Below are 18,272 nucleotides of genomic sequence, written 5' to 3'. Positions count from 1 at the left end.
CAGATGATAAAAGCTCCAATGTCATGGTAGTTCACGTTGCCGCGAGACTTAACGGTGCCTTTGAAAAGATTATAAAAGAAAGCTGCACTAAAGGTTCCTGGAAAAATGCCAAAACTATATTCCTCTCTGAATATGGCTATAGCAATGGCTCAACAGGGTTTGAGAGGGGAAAATCTTTTGAATATACTATGGGATTTGGAGTTGGTGAACTTGGAATTCATATCAATCAAGCTTTCATAGCTGCATCGCAGCTGGGTAAGACGGAAAGGTTGCATAAACTGAGAAATATTAAGGCAAAGTGGCTTTCGAGAGAATTACTAGGAGAAGAATCCGTAGAGGCGTATTCAGAGAATCATCGTTTGTACGTCGGATATAGTCACCATAGTTGTATTCTGTTTCTTAAACTTGTTGCTTGTATGGAAAGCTTTATTCCTACTGATAAAGGTATGACCGTTGACATAGTACTAGTCGGTAATGAAAACAAAAAAAAAGGCAGTGATATTTCTCAACACTATGAGCCTTTGATAAAGAATTTAGATGATGATAAGTATATATTGAATAACTTAGGCTTATCGTCAATCGAAATTGCCTTTTGGAACCTTGAAAAGGAGGAGCTGAAAAGCCAAAAATATTGCCCGAAAAACTCTAATAGAAAACCAGAAGATGAGGAGATAAAAATTGAGGACAATAGCATATCACTACGCTATTTTTTCGCAAAAATGAATTCTAATCTTGATTTCTCAAAGACGCTAGAGGATCATGCAAAAGATGACAATCAATTCTTATTACTGAAACTAGGAAAATGGTTAAGTATGCCAGAAACTCAAACTCGTTTTAAACAGATAGAACATACTATTCTAAAATATCGAAATTTTGAAAACCTATTTGGATCTTACATATCTAGAGAATCCCGCAATGGTAATCAAGCCGATGATAATTACCGTGAGCAAGAGGAAAAAAATAAAGGGAAAGATATTTATGACCTGGAGTGGGATTTGAATAATGCTGAATCATTAGATGATGTTATTAAAAAAGCCAAAGAACTTTATGATGAGGCGCACAAAAAATTTGCTCGATCAGAATAAGGTTATGCAACTGCTAACCCGTTTATCTGTACGATTTGCCTGCAACTACTCCTATCCAACAGCTTGAACCTCAACCCACCCCATACCCCGTCAATGGGCGCACCTCCGGCGGCTTAAACCCCAACACAATCTGCTTCCTCGGAATCCCTGCAATCTCTAAATCTCAAGCAATCCCTGCCTCAGTTCCAAGGTGTTGTATCCAGATTTTTCCTATCTATCCCTCTTGAATCACTTTCGGAAAAGCAAATTTAGTCAAAAATGCTGAAGCTTCTATACGGCTTGAGTCTTAGCATATGTAGCTTATTTCCGATATTTCAAAACATTTGACAATGAAGCGTATATACCAGACAGCAGTCGGTGAAAGACGTTCAGCGTTTTGCCTGGATTTTACTTTAATTAGAGTGACATATGAGGGATATATAGCAATCCTCTTTGAGCTATGAAAATAACAAGGAGCTTAAGCCCCTTATTGCACAGAGTTTCGTTTCATAACTGACTTAGGATTGCTATAGTCTTGAGTCTTGATGTGGGTCATGTAACTCGTTCTTAAGTTAAGTTTGCTAATGCAAGTTCTAGCGGATTAAACCGCGCTTTTTAGTTCCACCAAATATGTTTCTTACAAAACCATCTATCTGAACTCGGAGGCGAAAACAATGCAGATCTTATCAAAAATTAACTTAAAACTTGCAGCGATCATTCTTCCTGTTACTGTCCTCTGTCTAATTAGCATTCAACAAGCACACTCGCAGGTCGTCAAAGATTTTAGTCTTAATGGTAATAATCTTGCGTCAAGTATTGCCAATACTCTCAAGCCACAGATCCAAAACACTATTGAAACAACAATTCAGCCCTACACGAATCAAGTAAATACGTATATTAGTAAAATAGATAATTATCAGAAAGAAGTTGATAGCTATCAAAAACAATTGAGTGCCATTCCAAAGACAATTGAACAGCAAGTTGATAAAAGTGTGAGTGGTGTTACTAGACAAGTCCAGGATGAAATCGACAACATCACAGTGCAGGTGAAAAATAAACTAGATGATTTGAAAAATGAAGTGAATGCGGCTATTAAAAGCTCTATCCAAACCCTTACTTGGGGAATGCTCGGCATTGATGGGTTGATGACAGCTGTGATCACCTGGTTCGTAGTTCGCAGAGTCACGCGGCAACTGAACAAGGAAATTGCTAACTTAACCAACATTATCAGTGGGTTAGAAACTCAGATCAGCCAGAGTGTTGAGAGTGTTGCTGATGGCGTTCGCAATCAGATTAATACAGGTATTACAGACTCCACCTCCAAGTAAATATGAAATATGTAAATATGTTGCTGAATTGAGGACGCTGGATGGAGACCATTATGCCTCCAAGATCTGCCTCTTGCCCTATCTTGGAAACGAATCAGCCCCTTTCCCAGTCCCTTCTCTGGCAATTTCAGCGTCATTTCTTTGCCCAACAGGGTATCAACGCCTGGAATCAAGGCACCGTTCCTCACTACGTCACGAGTAATCCCTTCATTGCTAATGCCTATGCCAAAGTCGTCTTCGGCTTCCTGCGGGACTGGCACCCAATGCTCGATCCTAACCACCCGATCTATATCCTGGAACTCGGTGCTGGTTCCGGTCGCTTCGCTTACCACTTCTTGAAAAAATTCTGGGACTTTTTCCCCCACTCCACCCTCCGCCATCTCCCCGTCAAGTATATCCTTGCCGACTTCTCAGACAGTACTCTAAACTACTGGCGCACACACCCCTTCCTGCAACCCTACTTCCAGCAGGGCATCCTCGACATCGCCCACTTTGATGCCCAACACGACCAAACCCTCAACCTGCATTTTGCCAACCAAACCCACACCACCCTCAAAAACCCTCTCATCGTCCTCGCTAACTACTTTTTCGATTGCCTCCCCCAAGACGTTTTCACCCTCAAACAACACCAACTCCATGCCAGCCTCGTCACCCTCTCCCTGCCGGACAATTCAAAATTCAAAATTCCCTTCGGTTCGACTCAGGCTTCCCAGAGCGTCAGCCGACGGGGAGAACAAAATTCAAATCTCCCCCTCAACGATCCTAATCTGATTCACCAAATCAACGTCACGTACACCGATCGCCCCATCACCTCGAATTACTACACCGATCTCACCTGCAATCAAATTCTGTCTGACTATCAACATCACCTCACCGATACTGCCCTACTGTTCCCAATTGTCGGACTGAATTGCATTCGTAACCTGCACCACCTCAGTCAAAATCGACTGCTTTTTCTTTCTGGCGACAAAGGCTACAGCAAACTCGAAGACTTGCAAAACCGTGAAAAACCCCAGATGGTTTTTCACGGCAACTGCTTCTCCCTCATGGTCAACTACCATGCAATCGGTCAATACGTGATTTATCAGGGCGGTCAAGCCCTCCACACCCCCCATCACCACACCAGCCTCAACATCTCCGCTTTTCTCCTCGGCAATCCCCCCACTAACTACGCCGAAACCCGCCACGCCTATCAAGATGCCATTATCAACCACAGCCCCGACGATTTCTTCAGCCTCAAAAGAGCGATTGAACCAAACTGCGATCGCCTTACCCTACAACAAGCGATCGCCTACATTCGCCTCAGCGGTTGGGACGCTAACATCTTCCTTGCTTGCCTGCCTACCCTCTTAGCTCACGCTAAATCTGCTTCCGATACTCAATGTCAGGAGCTGATTCAACTCATTCATAATGTGTGGGACACCTACTACCCGATCAGCGAAGCCCAGGATCTTGCCTTCCAACTTGGCAAACTTCTGATCGACTTGCAAGACTACCGCACCGCCTCCAAATATTTTCAGCAATCCCTCAAACTTCAGGGACTACAGCCTAAGACATTACATTATCTCAGCCAGTGTTATCACCATCTTGGCGAAACCGAAGCAGCCCTTTACTGTATCCATCAGACATAGCTTTTTCAAGCAATTACATAGATTATTGGCATTCGAGCTAACGCTGTATGATTTTATGTAGAGAATCTCTAAGTACAGGACAAAAGTTGTAGGGATTGCACAAAGTCGGACTCATTGGACAAGGATGGATTGAGTACCAAATGGCGCAAATAATCGAACCCTAAGCGAAACAGACTTTTGGCGCGACGACCGTGTTTTTTAATCTTAATGGGCTGCCATTGATGCAACCATAACCCGGTTCGCATCGCCCAACATAAAGCTAAAGTCAACAAGGCAAACAATTTACTCAACCGTTTATCATCGGTAAAGTGCGTCGATTCCAGACAGAACCCGCGAGTTTTGAAAATACCAAACAGCGTTTCAATTCCCCAGCGCAAGGCATAGTCTTTGACCAAATCTTGCGCCTTGAGGGGAGCAATCACCACGAGTAACTCCCCATCATCAAGTCGTAGCGCTTCAACGGCAACTGGGTAGCCCCAGACTCGGCAGGTGCCTGTGAGTTGTTGGGATTGACCGGGTTGCAGATGGGCAAAGACGACTCGCGCCGCCAGCACCCTGCCATCATGCTCAATCTGGTCACTGCTGCGAATCCGTAAGCGAAAGGCGAGGGTAGGTTCGAGTAGAAGATAGCGCACCCAGGCTTGCCCAATGAACTCGCGGTCGGCACACAAGTAGTTCACTCTAGCGGTGGGGAACCGTTTGGCAAAGGTCTCCATTAACCGCATCCGCTCGTCACTGTTGGAATTCCCCCGCTTGTCCAACAGCCACCACAGTACCGGGAAGGCAACTCCTTCATGAACTATGCCCAAAGTCAAAATGTTGTACCACTGAGTGCCAAATTTCCAGGTGGTGCGATCCAGGCTCAACACCCAGTCCTCCGGAATCTGCATCCAACTCACCACGACGCTAGCCAGTTGAGCTTCGTCGAGCGCAAACCCTCGGAAAAATCGCTGCAATCGCTTGTAGCTCGATTCGGGCAATGCCCTACCACCAAAGCCTACACACAGTTCGCTCAAGTTCACTGTCTTGACTTTCAGCAAGGCTAACAAGAACAATGCCAGAAATGAAATCCTCGCTCCGTGCCAGTTCAATTGTTCTTGGAGGACTCGCTTTAATTCGCTATATTGGCTCATAGGGTTTCTCCAGAGTGTGGTAATTCTGATGAAACCCTACCCTGCTCATCCTTTCAAGCTTTTTGTCCCGTACTGAGAGAGAATCTATGTAAGCCGTGAGAGAGTAAAGACAACCCAACCCTCACCCTCTTACTTTTGGAGAATAGCATGAAGATTCTCGCGATTGACCTGGGTAAATTCAACTCAGTTGCCTGCTTATTTGACACCACAACCAATCAAAGTGAATTTGAGACGATCGCCACCCAGCGGTGGGCATTCGAGCAACTGCTCAATCAAAACCAACCCGACCAAATCGTGATAGAGACCAGTTCGATTAGCGGGTGGGTACACGACTTTTGCCAAAGCCTAGGCTACAAGGTTGTAGTCGCCAATCCCAGCGCTGAAGCGTGGCGATGGAAAAATGTCAAACGGAAGACTGACAAAGACGATGCCCTCAAGCTGGCGAAACTGACTGCCCTCGCCCAGATCTCAGCAGTCTACGTTCCGGTGGCAGAACGTCGTCAATATCGTCAGTTGGTGAAGTATCGTAAGACCCTGGTCAATCGGGTTACTCGAATCCAGAATAGGATTCGTGCGTTGTTTGACCAGCAGGGCATCAGTATTCCGGGTGGACATCGGGCTTGGACAGTGACAGGGATTGAGACCTTGAGTCAATATCGTAAACCCCTGGCTGAGTGTGAACTCGATGAGCTGTGGCAGGGTGAACTCGACCTGGAATTGCAGAGTCTCGATATTCTGTGGCAACAACTCCAAAGTGTGGATGAGCAACTGGAAAAAATCGCTCAGCAAGATGAGCAGGTGAAACTGTTGCAAACGATTCCAGGGGTTGGGCGTAGAACGGCTGAAGTGATTGTAGCGGCACTCGATGACCCCAACCGATTTCAAAATGCTCGGCAAGTTTCTGCTTATGCTGGATTAGTTCCAGACCAGAGGCAGTCAGGGCAAACCAATCGACTGGGTCGCATTACCCGCCGAGGCTCTCGCATTCTCCGGAGTGCGTTAGTCGAGGTGGCTTGGGCGATGCTGCGTTACAATCCCTGGGCCGTGTCCATCTATCAACGGATTTGTGGAGGGCAGACAACTCGGAAGAAAATTGCCATCATTGCCGTGGCGCGAAAACTCTTGGTACGGTGCTGGGCGATGTTGAGGCAGAAGCAACCCTGGCAGGATGATACCCCTCAACTGGGTGCCTCAACCGCACCCAGTTGATAAAATTTGGTAGCTTGATCTTGGATGAGGCAACTAACATGAAACATTGTTGATCTAACGAATAAGACTGGCACAAATTAATCAAATGAGCAGTTAGATAAATAATCTGTCAATCAATTAGCCAATCAATTAGTCAATCAATTAGTCAGTCTGAAATAGTGTTGAACTGGATCTATGATGCTTGATCTTGAAACGGGAACTAACATGAAATACGGTTGATCTAACGAATAAGACAAGCAACTTTTGCAAAGATGATTGAGACAATGTTTAAGTTGTAAATCTAGAAATAGAAATGCAAACAGCATTGACACCTCGGATAGTCGTTTAGAATCCAATCCGACCCATTCTTCAGATAGACTTTGATAAACAGTAGTGCCCTCATCTAGTGACTAGATGACGACTTTTGATTGCATGAAATTCAGAACTCTCTCAACACAGAACAGCTCAAACCCGCTTGACACCGTCACGGCTTCATAGTCGTTGCCCATCACCCGCAGCAGATAACCTTTGCGTCACAACAGATCAAGTCTCGGCGGTCGGCGTGCATGGGCATTGTTAGACGGCTCAAGCAAGCTTCGCGCAAAAAGGTAAGGTTTGGTGAATGTTTCCTCATCCTAATTATCTGACTAAAGCCTTTTATTTTGAGTATTAGGAGCGCGGATTTTAGTTAATAAAGTTGGCTTTTGAAATATCATTGCAATGCCTCCACCAATAGCACCACCAATGTGGGCAAAATTATCAATAAAAGGCGTTAGAAACCCAATAAAAATTGTATACAATCCCCAAGCCGCTATAACAAAACCGATCCGGCGATCTCGAATAAAAAATGATTTTTGATATCTGTAAAATAATACAACGACGAGCGCCATTAGCCCAAAAATTGCACCAGATGCTCCTACAGATGGTCCCGGTTGAACCATGATGCTGAGTAGAGAACCACAAAAGCCACTTAAAAAATAGACAATTCCAGATTGTATAAAACCAAGCGCGTGTTCACAGGTAATTCCTAAGATATACAAGGCAAAACAGTTGCCGAACAAATGATCTAAACTTCCATGTAAAAACATTGGACTAAATAACCGCCACACTTCTCCTCGCAATAGATGTTCTCTCTCTAATGCCCCCGCTGCAATAATTGCCGCCTCACTATCTAGCGCACCTGTAGCCATTTGCCATACGAACACTACAACATTTGCAGTAATCAAAATTAATGTTAAGGGTGGAAAGTAAGACATGCCTCGCTCAAAATCGAGCCTGTCATTTTCTGGCTGATCAGCTAGCATCCCTTCCGTAATCGAAAGAGGTTCTTCGTTAGATGAATATTCCTGGTTAGAGCCTGATTTTGGGTGTAAGTCATTTTTGGAAGACATTAGATTTATTCCTACTATTTACCTTCGTTCACCTGTATCGAGCATCACTCCTAAGGCGATCGCAATTCTGCGATCAAGAGAATGTCGCTGGTCAGCACTCATGTCTAGCACATAGCGATCCAGAATCGTAACCTTACGATTGAACTCACCAATAACCCTGTCACTATTACCTTGAACAATGATGAAGTTGGTTCGGAGTAATCCGAAGAAGGTACCCAGGAGGAATCGTCGCAGCAAAGCTAAAATAATCGAGTCTTCTTTTGCAACACAGATCAGAGAACCATCAGGAGAGTAGCAATGCCAGTGTTTACGGAAGAAATCATATAGATAATTTTTACGAAATTTTGCCAACTCACCGTTAGTATCTCTTAATGTAAAGGTTGCTGTCAGAATTTCAACCTTCTTATCTTGTAAAACTTTAAGCAGTGGCTCTTGCTTGCTTTTGTCCCGATAAATAGTGACATCTCGTTTTTTGTAAAGCAAAGTGATGACAGCAAATGTCATCACAAACCAACTAAGCAGTGCAAATAAGATTAGAACGCCTGTTAGTGATTCAGATGCGACACCAACAAGCATAAAAAGTAAGATAGCAACCGTAATTCCAGCAATTACTCCTGCCAACGCGGCTCCTAAGTTCCTTAGAAAATGAGCAGGGCGCTCGATATAAAGAAGAGGATTTCCCTGCTCATCACAGACATCATATTTTTCAGAAATAGTCAAAACTTTTTGACGGAGTAGGAACTTATCTCGGTTAAATACCGAATCAGATAATGATTGTCTGCGCTCCTGAACATTACTACCTTGTATTCTATCAACCTGAAGACTTGCACCACAGTTAGAACATTTGACTGTTCTTCCCGCAAATTCATCTTTTAAGTTGTAAGACTTTCCGCACTGACAGCTTATAGATATTGGCATTGAATAAATCTCCTTTGCAGGTCTCTAGTGTTTTTCTTAATTCGATATTTTTTACGCTTAAACTCAAAGTCCCTTAAAGTCTTTATCAAGCTATATATCTGATGGCTAGAGAGATATGCACCAGCGGAGTTTTTTGCAGTCTAACTATTAATAGACTGAAACTTTCTGTATAACATCCCAAAACGGATGATTAGCCAGACGATTTCTGCATAACACTCCAATCGAAGAGATAGGCAGAATCATTCTGCATAGCATACTGTTTTGGGTGAATCGACCGCACTATTCTGTCTACTGAAAACCCGCTCAGCGATCGCACCCATTCAATTTCCTTTTCCCACCCGCCACGCACTCTCAGCCCCATTCCTGCCCCCCCTGGTAAACACAAACCCATAGCGGCAAAACTCAGCCCCGTGCAACGACTTCAGCCCCAACAATGGCGCAAGCTGGCTAGTCGAGAGTAACCACCCCTTCTCAGCCACTCGCTCCAACAGTTCTAGGTTTGCCAGCGGATCAGGTTCAGTAGGCTGGAGAGAAGCCAGCGCACCCAACAGTACGCCCACCATTTTACTCTCATCAACCCTATTAATGTCCTGCGTCCTGTGAGACAGTTTCCAGGTGTCCTGTGAGACACGCAGCAGATCCGTATGACCATCCGCAGCCGGAAAAGTGGCGATCTCATTCCCCGCTTTAATATGGCTATCCAGCGCATCCATCACCTGCACCTGATCCGCATTGAAGATTGACTTTGCCCCCCGCTTCTCCTAGGGTTGATTCATTCTAGCCAGAGGGAAAGTCCAGCATGGGCAATAACTGATTCAAGTCATTGCTGAAGCGGTCGATGGCAGCCGTAATCGAGTGATGCCCTGCTCGACGAAATAAGGTAATTACTAGATTGCGAATGAACGCCATCAAGGTAGCAGCAGGTTTCGCTGCAATCGAGCTTTGGTCTTCGCCGAGCACGACATCTTTGACCCAATGCAGCGGATTCTCAATCCCCCAATGCGACCGAATGCGGGCTTGCAAGGCATCTGCCTGCTGCGACCAACTGGTGATGTAGTATCGACGCTCATAGTACGGTTCTCCCTGGCGCTTGCCCAGGCGGATCACCTCCACTCCTTGTTGAGCACCACTCCAAAGGTGCTTCAGACCATCTGGCAAGGGAAAAACCGCAGCAATTCGGGTCGTTTGACGGTCCCGCGTCTGTTCGGCATCAAGATGAATACTGAACACCGTATCCCTCTGAGCCAGGTCTTGTAATTGCTGATAAAGCGTTTTCTGATTCGCTTTCACACTAATCACGTAATCATTTCCTTGGCTGTGAATTAATTCCACGGTTTTTTTTGAGTGTGCAATGCGTCCAAACTCACCGTTACCCCAGATAACTGCAAATGTTCCAGCAGTTCATAGACCGCCTTAATCTCGCTCTGATGCTGATTTTCAAAGACGGCTTGTCCCACCACCAGTCCCTGTTCTAACTGAAACACTGACACGACATTGACAAAGTTTTGCTGTGCCGTGTCAGTGTCGGTGAGCGTGTTCTTTAAGCTTTTGCCATCCACTGCACAGTTGTTTCCAGCTTTAACCAATCCGGCACTCTGCGCCCATTGGTTAAAGGCGGTTGCGACTGCATTAAAGTCAATCTCCATCAACAAGCGTCGAATGGTGGAATAACTCGGTAACTGCGCTCGGCGCAAGCCTAAGCGCTCTGCCAGATGCTCCTGGTGGCGGAGCATGAAGCGCGATAAACCCCGATACCCTCGGTAGCCACTCATCGTGCCCAGAATGATTAACAGCAGAAACACCCACAGGGGATAGCGCTGTCCAGCACCGCGACGATGGTCTGGAATCGTTTGCAGAGCTTCTATCAAGGTCATGGGTCGGATGGGAGGGACGCGAATTAATTGCTGCCTCTGTTAGCTTAAATTTTCTTCCCCTAGAATGAATCAGCCCTACCCGCTTCTCCGGCTCCAACGGGTAGCCCTTCTCTTTCAGCCCATTGATCCGGTTATAGACATTCGATCGTATGTCGGCTCAACCCCATATTCGACTTGTTAAGCTGTAGCTGCACTGTCTGCCTCAAAATGGGAGCAGTGAGATAGCGCAAGATGTAGAGGATCTTGAGGATACGACCGAGATTAGTAAACGCCTTGCAGAAAAAGCCTTTCAAGCGAAACCGTAACTTTCTGTTCAAACGCGCCCGCTGGTCCATCTGCCGAAACTATCTCATACCCGATCAGCATGGCCAGAAGTTCTAAGGTACTGTAACGGTATCAGAACTCGTCGCGCCTGCCCAATTTTGATACATAGATTAATTGACAAGTTTTTTTACACAGGTTGAGGGCTGAAACGCTACTTTGCCCTGACAAACCCCAACCGTAAAACAAACGGTCGTTTGATTGACACTTCTAATCTGCACACTCTTCATCTAGGGGTAAGGATAGCGAAGTTACAACGAAGTGCCACGCGACGGCTAGAATGCATAACGCACACGGGGTTCATAAAACTTTTCGTGATTGGCTCAAACATGCCGAAAAAGAACTATTTACAGGCAAGTTTGAAGAGGATAAAAGCCTGAAATGCCGATTCCGTCGTGTGCTTTTCTGGTAATCTAAGCATCATTTATGGGTAAGTTGCTGTTTTTTCAGTTTTTCTAACTAAAATTCTTAGATGGCAGATGTTTCAGGTTTCAGATGGCGCTTCGTTGCAGCTTCGCTACCTTTACCCCAAATATAGCCAATTCTTCTCTAGACCATCATCTTGAACGTTAGAAAGCTAATTGAGAATGTAAATATCATGTCATCAAAACTACATGCAAATCTCAATTATCAAACTTTGCAATACAGCTAATAGACTGAGGCGAATGCCTTTAGAGAAAGTGTTTAAGACTGAACAGACTGTAGTTAAATGATTTTTTATGATTTCCACTTCTTTAGGTTACAGAGGAGGCACTGTCCTTAAACGTTTAGATCGAGTACTCAGAACGTTGTATTCAGTTCCATATTTTAGATTTTCAAGCGAAAAGGATAAAGGAGAAGCGAATGAAGCGAGGGATTAAAATTAGTCAGCTAGTGCCGATCGGCTTTGGCATCATTGTTGCCTTAACCGCAGCAAGCAGTTTGATTTCTAGATCGGCGACCAACACGTTAATTGATTCTGTAGATTGGGTGACGCATACCTATGCGGTTAAAGCTCAACTGAAAGATCTAGAGAAAACTTTGGTGGATGCAGAGACAGGTCAGCGCGGCTTCCTTTTTGTGAATCAGGAGTCTTATCTAGAGCCGTTTAACAGCGCAAGCCAAAAGCTGAGGGATAATTTTTCACAGCTTAGAGACAAGATTAAGGACAACCCTAAACAGATTGAAAGATTATCTGTGGTTGAGAACCTGGCTCAACAAAAAATGGAGGAGCTAGAAGCAACCATTAACCTGCGGAAAGCAGGTAAGGAGAAAGACGTGAAGGCGCTTGTCCTTTCGGGTAAGGGCAAACAACTGATGGATGACATCCGAAATCGGCTAGCTGAAATGGTAAAAGTTGAAGAACAGCTTTTGGCGGAACGGCAGCAGGTATCGACGCAGGCACAAAATCTGACAACTGTTGTTTCTTGGACAAGTATTCTAGCAGTCGTTGTCATTGGAGCTGGCACTTCAGTCATCATCACCCAAATTCTCAGGCGTGTGTTGAGCAAGGTTGTCACGTTGGCAGAAAAAGTTTCTGTAGGCGACTTAACCACCCAAGTTGAAGTGACCTCGAATGATGAAATTGGCAGATTAATGGCTGCTTTGGGAGCAATGACCCAAAACTTGAACGGGTTAGTGCGGCAGGTGCAGCAGTCGGGGATTCAGGTCACCACCTCCACCACTCAAATCGCCGCTTCGGGCAAACAACTCGAAGCCACCCTGACTGAACAAGTCGCCTCCACCACTCAAGTCTCCGTCACTGCCAAAGAAATCGCTGCCACCGCCAGCGAACTCGCCAAAACCATGGAAGCCGTCGTTGCTACTGCCCAATCGACCACCACTGCTGCCGACAACGGACAACAAGGCTTGAGGCAGATGGAAGCTACCATGCGCCAACTGGCAACATCCACCACCTCCATCTCCGCCAAACTGGGCACCATGAGCGAGAAGGCAAATAACATCAACACCGTGGTCACAACCATTACGAAAGTGGCAGACCAAACTAACTTGCTATCGCTCAATGCGGCGATCGAAGCAGAAAAAGCCGGGGAATATGGGTTGGGGTTTGCGGTGGTGGCTAGAGAGATTCGCCGCTTGGCAGACCAAACAGCAGTGGCAACGCTAGATATTGAGCAAATGGTGAAGGAGATGCAGTCGGCAGTGTCCACCGGGGTGATGGAGATGGATAAGTTCACCCGCGAGATGGACAGAGGCGTGGAGGATGTGGGCACCATCGGCACTCAGGTAGCAGAGGTGATTGAGCAGGTGCAGGCATTGACTCCCCAGTTTGCCCAGGTGAATGAAGGGATGGAGATGCAGTCGCAGGGGGCACAGCAGATTAGTGAGGCGATGATGCAGTTGGGTGAGGCATCTCGGCAAACGGCAACGTCGTTGAGTGAGACGAATACGGCGATCGCCCAATTGACCGGAACCGCTCAAGGGCTTCGCCAGGAAATCTCTCGGTTTAAAGTGAGTACTGGTTGATAATCGGTTTGCCTTGAGAGCGTCAGGTTACTAGCCCATGGGTAAAGAGTTGCTTTTTCAGACATCGATCGCAGCCCTCAATGTTTAAACCAGTCTTTGCTGAAGTTTGCTGGAGAAAATCACTCAAATGTTCAAAAATTTGAAGCTACGAGATCGTACGCTGCTGGGTTACTCAGTTCCCACCCTGCTGATTTTCATTTTGAGTGGAACCGTTTACTTTGTTGCGAACAAAGCAACCCTAACCTTCAGGCAGGTTAACATCTCGTTCAACGCAGTCTTAGGTAATGATGACATGGCTCTTAGTTTTGCCAATATGGATCGGCGAACGCGTCGGTATCTCTTGGAGAAAAATAGGGATGCATTCAGTCGGCTAGAGAACGATAAAACAAAGTTCCGTCAAGGAGCTGAACGCACAGCCAATGTCATTGAGGATGCCGGACAGAAAGAAAAGTTGAAACAGATGCTCCAGATGCAAGAGCAATATAATGCACTATTGAAGCAAACCTTTCAGCTAGAAGCAGAGGGGAAACGTCAACAGGCAGTTACAAGCTATCTGGCGGCATCGCGATCGTTGGGAGATCAATTTCAAGCAGTGAGCGACTCGTTTGCCGCCGGGGAGCAAACCATCATGGGAAAAAGCATTGGGCTAACGAAAGCTAGCATTGAGTTGTTGAGCACAATTTCAGTTTTAGGTGCAGTCATCTCATTGCTGATTGCCATTATCGCTGCCTATCTCATTTCTAGATCGTTAGGCTCCAGAATCACTAGAGTGGTAGACGTTGCAGACAAGATGTCTGAAGGTGATTTAAGTCAGCGCATCGAAAACGAGTTCAATAGTCAAGACGAAATCGGACAATTATTGAAGGCATTTCAGAAGATGACCCAAAACTTGAATGGGTTAGTGCGGCAGGTGCAACAATCAGGGATTCAAGTCACCACCTCCAGCACGCAAATCGCTGCTTCGGGCAAACAACTCGAAGCCACCATGACGGAACAAGTCGCCTCCACCACTCAAGTCTCCGTCACCGCCAAAGAAATCGCTGCCACTGCCAGCGAACTCGCCAAAACCATGGAAGCCATCGTTGCTACAGCTCAATCGACCACCACTGCCGCCGATAACGGACAACAAGGTTTAAGGCAGATGGAAACCACCATGCGCCAACTGGCAACATCCACCACATCCATCTCCGCCAAACTAGGCACCATGAGCGAGAAGGCAAATAACATCAACACTGTCGTTACAACCATTACCAAAGTAGCCGACCAAACCAATCTGCTATCCCTCAATGCCGCGATCGAAGCTGAGAAAGCAGGAGAGTATGGGTTGGGATTTGCTGTGGTGGCTAGAGAGATTCGCCGCCTGGCAGACCAAACCGCTGTGGCAACGCTAGACATCGAGCAAATGGTGAAGGAGATGCAGTCAGCCGTGTCCACCGGGGTGATGGAGATGGATAAGTTTACCCGTGAGATGGACAGAGGCGTAGAGAATGTAGGCAGTATCAGCAGTCAGGTAGCAGAGGTGATTGAGCAGGTGCAGGCATTGACCCCCCAGTTTGCCCAGGTGAATGAGGGCATGGAGATGCAGTCGCAGGGGGCGCGGCAGATTAGTGAGGTGATGATGCAGTTGAGTGAGGCATCTAGGCAGACGCAGAATTCCCTGCAAGAAACGAACGGAGTGATTGAACAACTCAGTAAAGTTTCCCAAAACTTGCGTCGAGAAATTTCTAATTTTAAAGTCGATGGATAAAACAAAGGTTTTACTGGCAAAGTTTCGACTGGAGTGATGGAACGTCAAGCTATTTCTGGCTTTAAGGTGGCAAACTTAAGATGAAAAATTGTTGGAATCAAATTGGGATTGGCGGCGATCGCTCCTGTCCAGAGTTGCAAACGTTCACCCACTGTCGCAACTGTCCAATCTATTCAGCCGAAGGCCGCCGATTACTAGAACGGGATGTCCCAACCAGCTATTTGCAAGAGTGGACAAACTTATTAGCAACCGCGACCGCTAAGTCAACCGCCACGCTGTCTTCAGGGGATGCGCTCAAAGCCAAAGCACTGCCAAGCCTCACGCCGATCGCCATTTTAGTGTTTCGTCTGCAAAGTGAGTGGCTAGCACTTCCGGCTCACCTGTTCAAAGAAATGACACCACCTACCATCATTCACACGCTGCCTCATCGCAGCAACCAAATCCTTTTGGGCTTAGTCAACATTCGGGGAGAGCTGCAAATGTGCGCCTCTCTAGCAAATTTGCTGAATTTAGAAACAGCCCAGACAACGATCCAAACGGCTAGCCCAGTGGTCTACGAGCGCATGATGGTTACAGAGCGAGAAGGAGAGTGCTGGGTTTTTCCGGTTGACGAGATTTATGGCGTAGAGCAAGTGCATCCAGACGAATTGAGGAGTACGCCCACTAATGTCGCCAAGTCTACGAACACCTACACGAAAGGCTTGATGAGTTGGCACGATACCCACGTTAGCTTTCTCGATGATGAGCTGTTGTTTTATACCTTAACCCGGAGAGTGCTGTAATGAGTGGACAGCAAGACTTTAGCCATCTCTCCATGCTGGATCTGTTTTACATGGAGGTGAAAAATCAAGTAGCCACGCTGAATACCTGTCTGCTGGCGTTAGAAAATAACCCTGATCCCAGTGAAGAGCTGACCGCTCTCATGCGAGCCGCTCATTCCATTAAGGGAGCCGCCCGGATTGTCGAGATTGATGCCGCGATCGCCCTTGCCCACGTCATGGAAGATTGCTTTGTTGCCGCTCAAACAGGCGACCTGAGCCTGACTGCCAACCATATTGATGTGCTGTTGCAGGGGTCGGATCTGCTGCTCTACATTGCCGACACTTTGATTGCTAATCCACAAGTGCCGGTCTCAAAACAGGACGATCGCGTACAGTCAGTTCTCACAGCGATCTCTACCATTCTCAACTCAGACAGTGATCTTTCTGCCTCCACTGACCCAGTCAGTTTAGCCAGCAGTGGGGTAGCAGTCGTCGCTCAAGCAGAGCTGCAACTGTTTGACTTAGACGTTTCCAGCTCAAAACCCACTATAGAAGCGGTGATCACTCCAACCACAGTTCTGGTGGAGACTAGACCCGATCTGCCTCCGCTCCAGCAGCCCCTGAGTGTAAATACTGACCTCATAGCACAGCCGGGATCAGAGCCAACATCCGATCGCGTAGTCCGGGTCAGTGTAGATAATCTCAATCGCTTAATGGGATTGGCGGGAGAGTCTTTGGTAGAAGCCAACTGGTTGCAGCCGTTTGCCGATTCCTTGCTGAAGTTAAAGGCGCGTCAGGTAGAACTGGCAGGCGTTCTAGAAAAGCTGCAAGAATCATTTGCCGACCCCGCCGTCAGCCAGCAAACTGAGGAGCAATTGAGAATAGCCCGCCAAAAAGCAAGCGAATGTCGCCAGATCCTCAGCGATCGCCAAACCGATCTGGAACTCTTTTCTCGTCGTTCTGCTAATCTTGCCGATCGCCTTTACCGGGAAGTGATTGCCAGCCATATGCGCCCCTTTGGCGACGGTGGACAGGGCTTTCCCCGCATGGTGCGCGACTTAGCCAGACAGTTGGGTAAGCAGATCAAATTTGAGATTGTGGGTAAGGCTACAGCAGTCGATCGAGATATTCTAGAGCGATTAGAAGCACCACTAACGCACATTCTGCGTAACGCGATCGATCACGGCATTGAATCACCTGCTGAACGGTTAGCGGCTGGAAAGCCCGTTCAAGGAACGATTCGCATCGAAGCAGTCCATCGTGCCAGAATGCTCTCAATTACTGTGTCTGATGATGGTCGGGGTATTGATTTGGAAGTTTTGCGCCAGGAAATTGTTGCCAAACAACTGACCACAGCAGAAATGGCAAGGCAGCTAACCGAAACTGAGTTGCTGGACTTTCTGTTCTTACCCGGTTTCTCGACCGCGGAGATGTTGACTGAAGTATCGGGACGGGGTGTAGGGCTGGATGTCGCTCACAGCATGGTACGTAGAGTAGGAGGCACCATCCGAGTTACCTCCCAACCCGGCAAGGGCACTGCCTTCCACCTGCAACTGCCCCTCACGTTATCTGTGATTCGGACGCTGCTCGTCGAAATCTCTGGTGAACCCTATGCTGTGCCCCTCACCCGCATTGAGCAAGTGGTGATGCTGCCGCAGACCGCTGTTTCTGTCTCAGAAAATCGCCCCTACTTCACCCTCAACCAGCAGCCGATCGGGCTAGTCCTCGCCCATCAAGTGCTGGAGTTGCCACCATCGCCGATCAGACCAGAAGTTTTACCCACCATTGTGATTAGCAATGTGAGCAGCGGTTCTACGTCCGCGAATGACGTGAGTCGTTATGGGTTAGTGGTTGATCGATTTTTAGGTGAGCGGAGCCTGGTTGTGAGACCCTTAAATCAGCGCCTAGGTAAAGTTCCCAATATCAGTGCCGCTGCTTTGATGGAAGATGGTGCGCCAGTTCTTCTGGTGGATGTGGAGGATTTAGTCCGATCGGTTGACAAACTTTTGGCAAGTGGGCAACTGAAGCAGGTGAATCAAGCCACTAATGGGGTAGTTACTCAACAGCGAAAACGAATTCTGGTCGTAGATGACTCGATCACCGTGCGAGAAATGGAACGGAAACTGCTAGAAAATAAAGGCTATGAGGTTGAGGTGGCAGTCAATGGCATGGATGGCTGGAATGCGGTTCGCAGTGGGCAATATGACCTGGTTGTTACAGACATTGATATGCCCCGCATGAATGGCATTGAACTCGTCACTCAGATAAAAACCAATGCTAATTTAAAGGCTTTACCCGTGATCATTGTGTCTTACAAAGACCGAGAAGAAGACCGGATTCGCGGCTTAGATGCGGGTGCAAATTACTATTTAACTAAAAGCAGTTTTCATGACGATACCCTGCTACAAGCAGTAATTGATCTAGTTGGAGAAGCCTGATGAGAATCCGCT

14 protein-coding genes and 1 pseudogene are annotated in these 18,272 nt (G+C 46.8%); 8 read left to right on the top strand and 7 right to left on the bottom strand.

Annotation, left to right across the window (positions count from 1 at the left end):
• The coding region (locus JOY44_RS29790) for a hypothetical protein (RefSeq protein WP_171576998.1) at positions 1–1,085 on the top strand (1,085 nt) is incomplete at its 5' end.
• 70 nt (positions 1,086–1,155) lie between these two features.
• Here JOY44_RS29790 and JOY44_RS33185 read toward each other — a convergent pair.
• Complete coding sequence (locus JOY44_RS33185; protein ID WP_415881152.1) at positions 1,156–1,230, bottom strand: hypothetical protein; 75 nt, start codon at positions 1,228–1,230, stop codon at positions 1,156–1,158.
• 508 nt (positions 1,231–1,738) lie between these two features.
• Between JOY44_RS33185 and JOY44_RS29780 the strand changes: the two genes are divergently transcribed.
• Together JOY44_RS29780 and JOY44_RS29775 are read left to right on the top strand one after the other, a co-directional pair.
• Positions 1,739–2,392, top strand: a complete 654-nt coding sequence (locus tag JOY44_RS29780) for a hypothetical protein (protein WP_171576997.1) — start codon at positions 1,739–1,741, stop codon at positions 2,390–2,392.
• A gap of 53 nt (positions 2,393–2,445) precedes the next feature.
• Positions 2,446–4,023 carry an SAM-dependent methyltransferase gene (locus tag JOY44_RS29775; protein ID WP_203032230.1) on the top strand — a complete coding sequence of 526 codons (1,578 nt, stop codon included), beginning with the start codon at positions 2,446–2,448 and terminating at the stop codon, positions 4,021–4,023.
• 68 nt (positions 4,024–4,091) lie between these two features.
• Here the strand turns inward: JOY44_RS29775 and JOY44_RS29770 are convergent, their stop codons facing one another.
• The gene (locus tag JOY44_RS29770; RefSeq protein WP_171571858.1) at positions 4,092–5,156 is read right to left on the bottom strand and encodes an IS4 family transposase; all 1,065 of its coding nucleotides are present in this window, start codon (positions 5,154–5,156) and stop codon (positions 4,092–4,094) included.
• Positions 5,157–5,303: 147 nt separating this feature from the next.
• Between JOY44_RS29770 and JOY44_RS29765 the strand changes: the two genes are divergently transcribed.
• On the top strand, positions 5,304–6,365 hold the full coding sequence (locus JOY44_RS29765; RefSeq protein WP_171576995.1) for an IS110 family transposase: 1,062 nt from the start codon (positions 5,304–5,306) through the stop codon (positions 6,363–6,365).
• Between the two features lie 626 nt (positions 6,366–6,991).
• Here the strand turns inward: JOY44_RS29765 and JOY44_RS29760 are convergent.
• The 5 genes and pseudogenes from JOY44_RS29760 to JOY44_RS33180 form a co-directional block, all read right to left on the bottom strand.
• Entirely contained in the window at positions 6,992–7,735 is a 744-nt protein-coding gene (locus JOY44_RS29760; protein WP_171576994.1) for a rhomboid family intramembrane serine protease, read from the bottom strand.
• A gap of 18 nt (positions 7,736–7,753) precedes the next feature.
• Positions 7,754–8,653, bottom strand: a complete 900-nt coding sequence (locus JOY44_RS29755) for a hypothetical protein (protein WP_171576993.1) — start codon at positions 8,651–8,653, stop codon at positions 7,754–7,756.
• 320 nt (positions 8,654–8,973) lie between these two features.
• Positions 8,974–9,366, bottom strand: a complete 393-nt coding sequence (locus JOY44_RS29750) for a hypothetical protein (protein WP_171576992.1) — start codon at positions 9,364–9,366, stop codon at positions 8,974–8,976.
• 64 nt (positions 9,367–9,430) lie between these two features.
• Positions 9,431–10,527: pseudogene (locus JOY44_RS31965) on the bottom strand (ISAs1 family transposase).
• Positions 10,528–10,658: 131 nt separating this feature from the next.
• Complete coding sequence (locus JOY44_RS33180) at positions 10,659–10,862, bottom strand: Tn3 family transposase (protein ID WP_171576989.1); 204 nt, start codon at positions 10,860–10,862, stop codon at positions 10,659–10,661.
• Between the two features lie 829 nt (positions 10,863–11,691).
• Here JOY44_RS33180 and JOY44_RS29730 point away from each other — a divergent pair.
• The 4 genes from JOY44_RS29730 (at position 11,692) to JOY44_RS29715 (ending at position 18,260) form a co-directional block, all read left to right on the top strand.
• Positions 11,692–13,314 (top strand): methyl-accepting chemotaxis protein, encoded by a 1,623-nt coding sequence (locus tag JOY44_RS29730; protein WP_171576988.1) that lies wholly within the window; start codon positions 11,692–11,694, stop codon positions 13,312–13,314.
• Between the two features lie 127 nt (positions 13,315–13,441).
• On the top strand, positions 13,442–15,061 hold the full coding sequence (locus JOY44_RS29725) for a methyl-accepting chemotaxis protein (protein ID WP_171576987.1): 1,620 nt from the start codon (positions 13,442–13,444) through the stop codon (positions 15,059–15,061).
• Between the two features lie 80 nt (positions 15,062–15,141).
• The gene (locus JOY44_RS29720; protein ID WP_171576986.1) at positions 15,142–15,843 is read left to right on the top strand and encodes a chemotaxis protein CheW; all 702 of its coding nucleotides are present in this window, start codon (positions 15,142–15,144) and stop codon (positions 15,841–15,843) included.
• Positions 15,843–18,260: a hybrid sensor histidine kinase/response regulator gene (locus JOY44_RS29715; RefSeq protein ID WP_171576985.1), complete on the top strand. Its 2,418-nt coding sequence runs from the start codon at positions 15,843–15,845 to the stop codon at positions 18,258–18,260. The genes JOY44_RS29720 and JOY44_RS29715 overlap by 1 nt, the downstream gene beginning before the upstream one ends.
• The last annotated feature ends 12 nt before the right edge of the window (positions 18,261–18,272 follow it).

The organism is Leptolyngbya sp. Cla-17, from assembly GCF_016807185.1.
Taxonomy (GTDB): Bacteria; Cyanobacteriota; Cyanobacteriia; order Leptolyngbyales; family Leptolyngbyaceae; genus ULC077BIN1.
The sequence above is the reverse complement of the archived record's forward strand: the minus strand, read 5'-3'. Positions and strand labels throughout refer to the sequence as shown.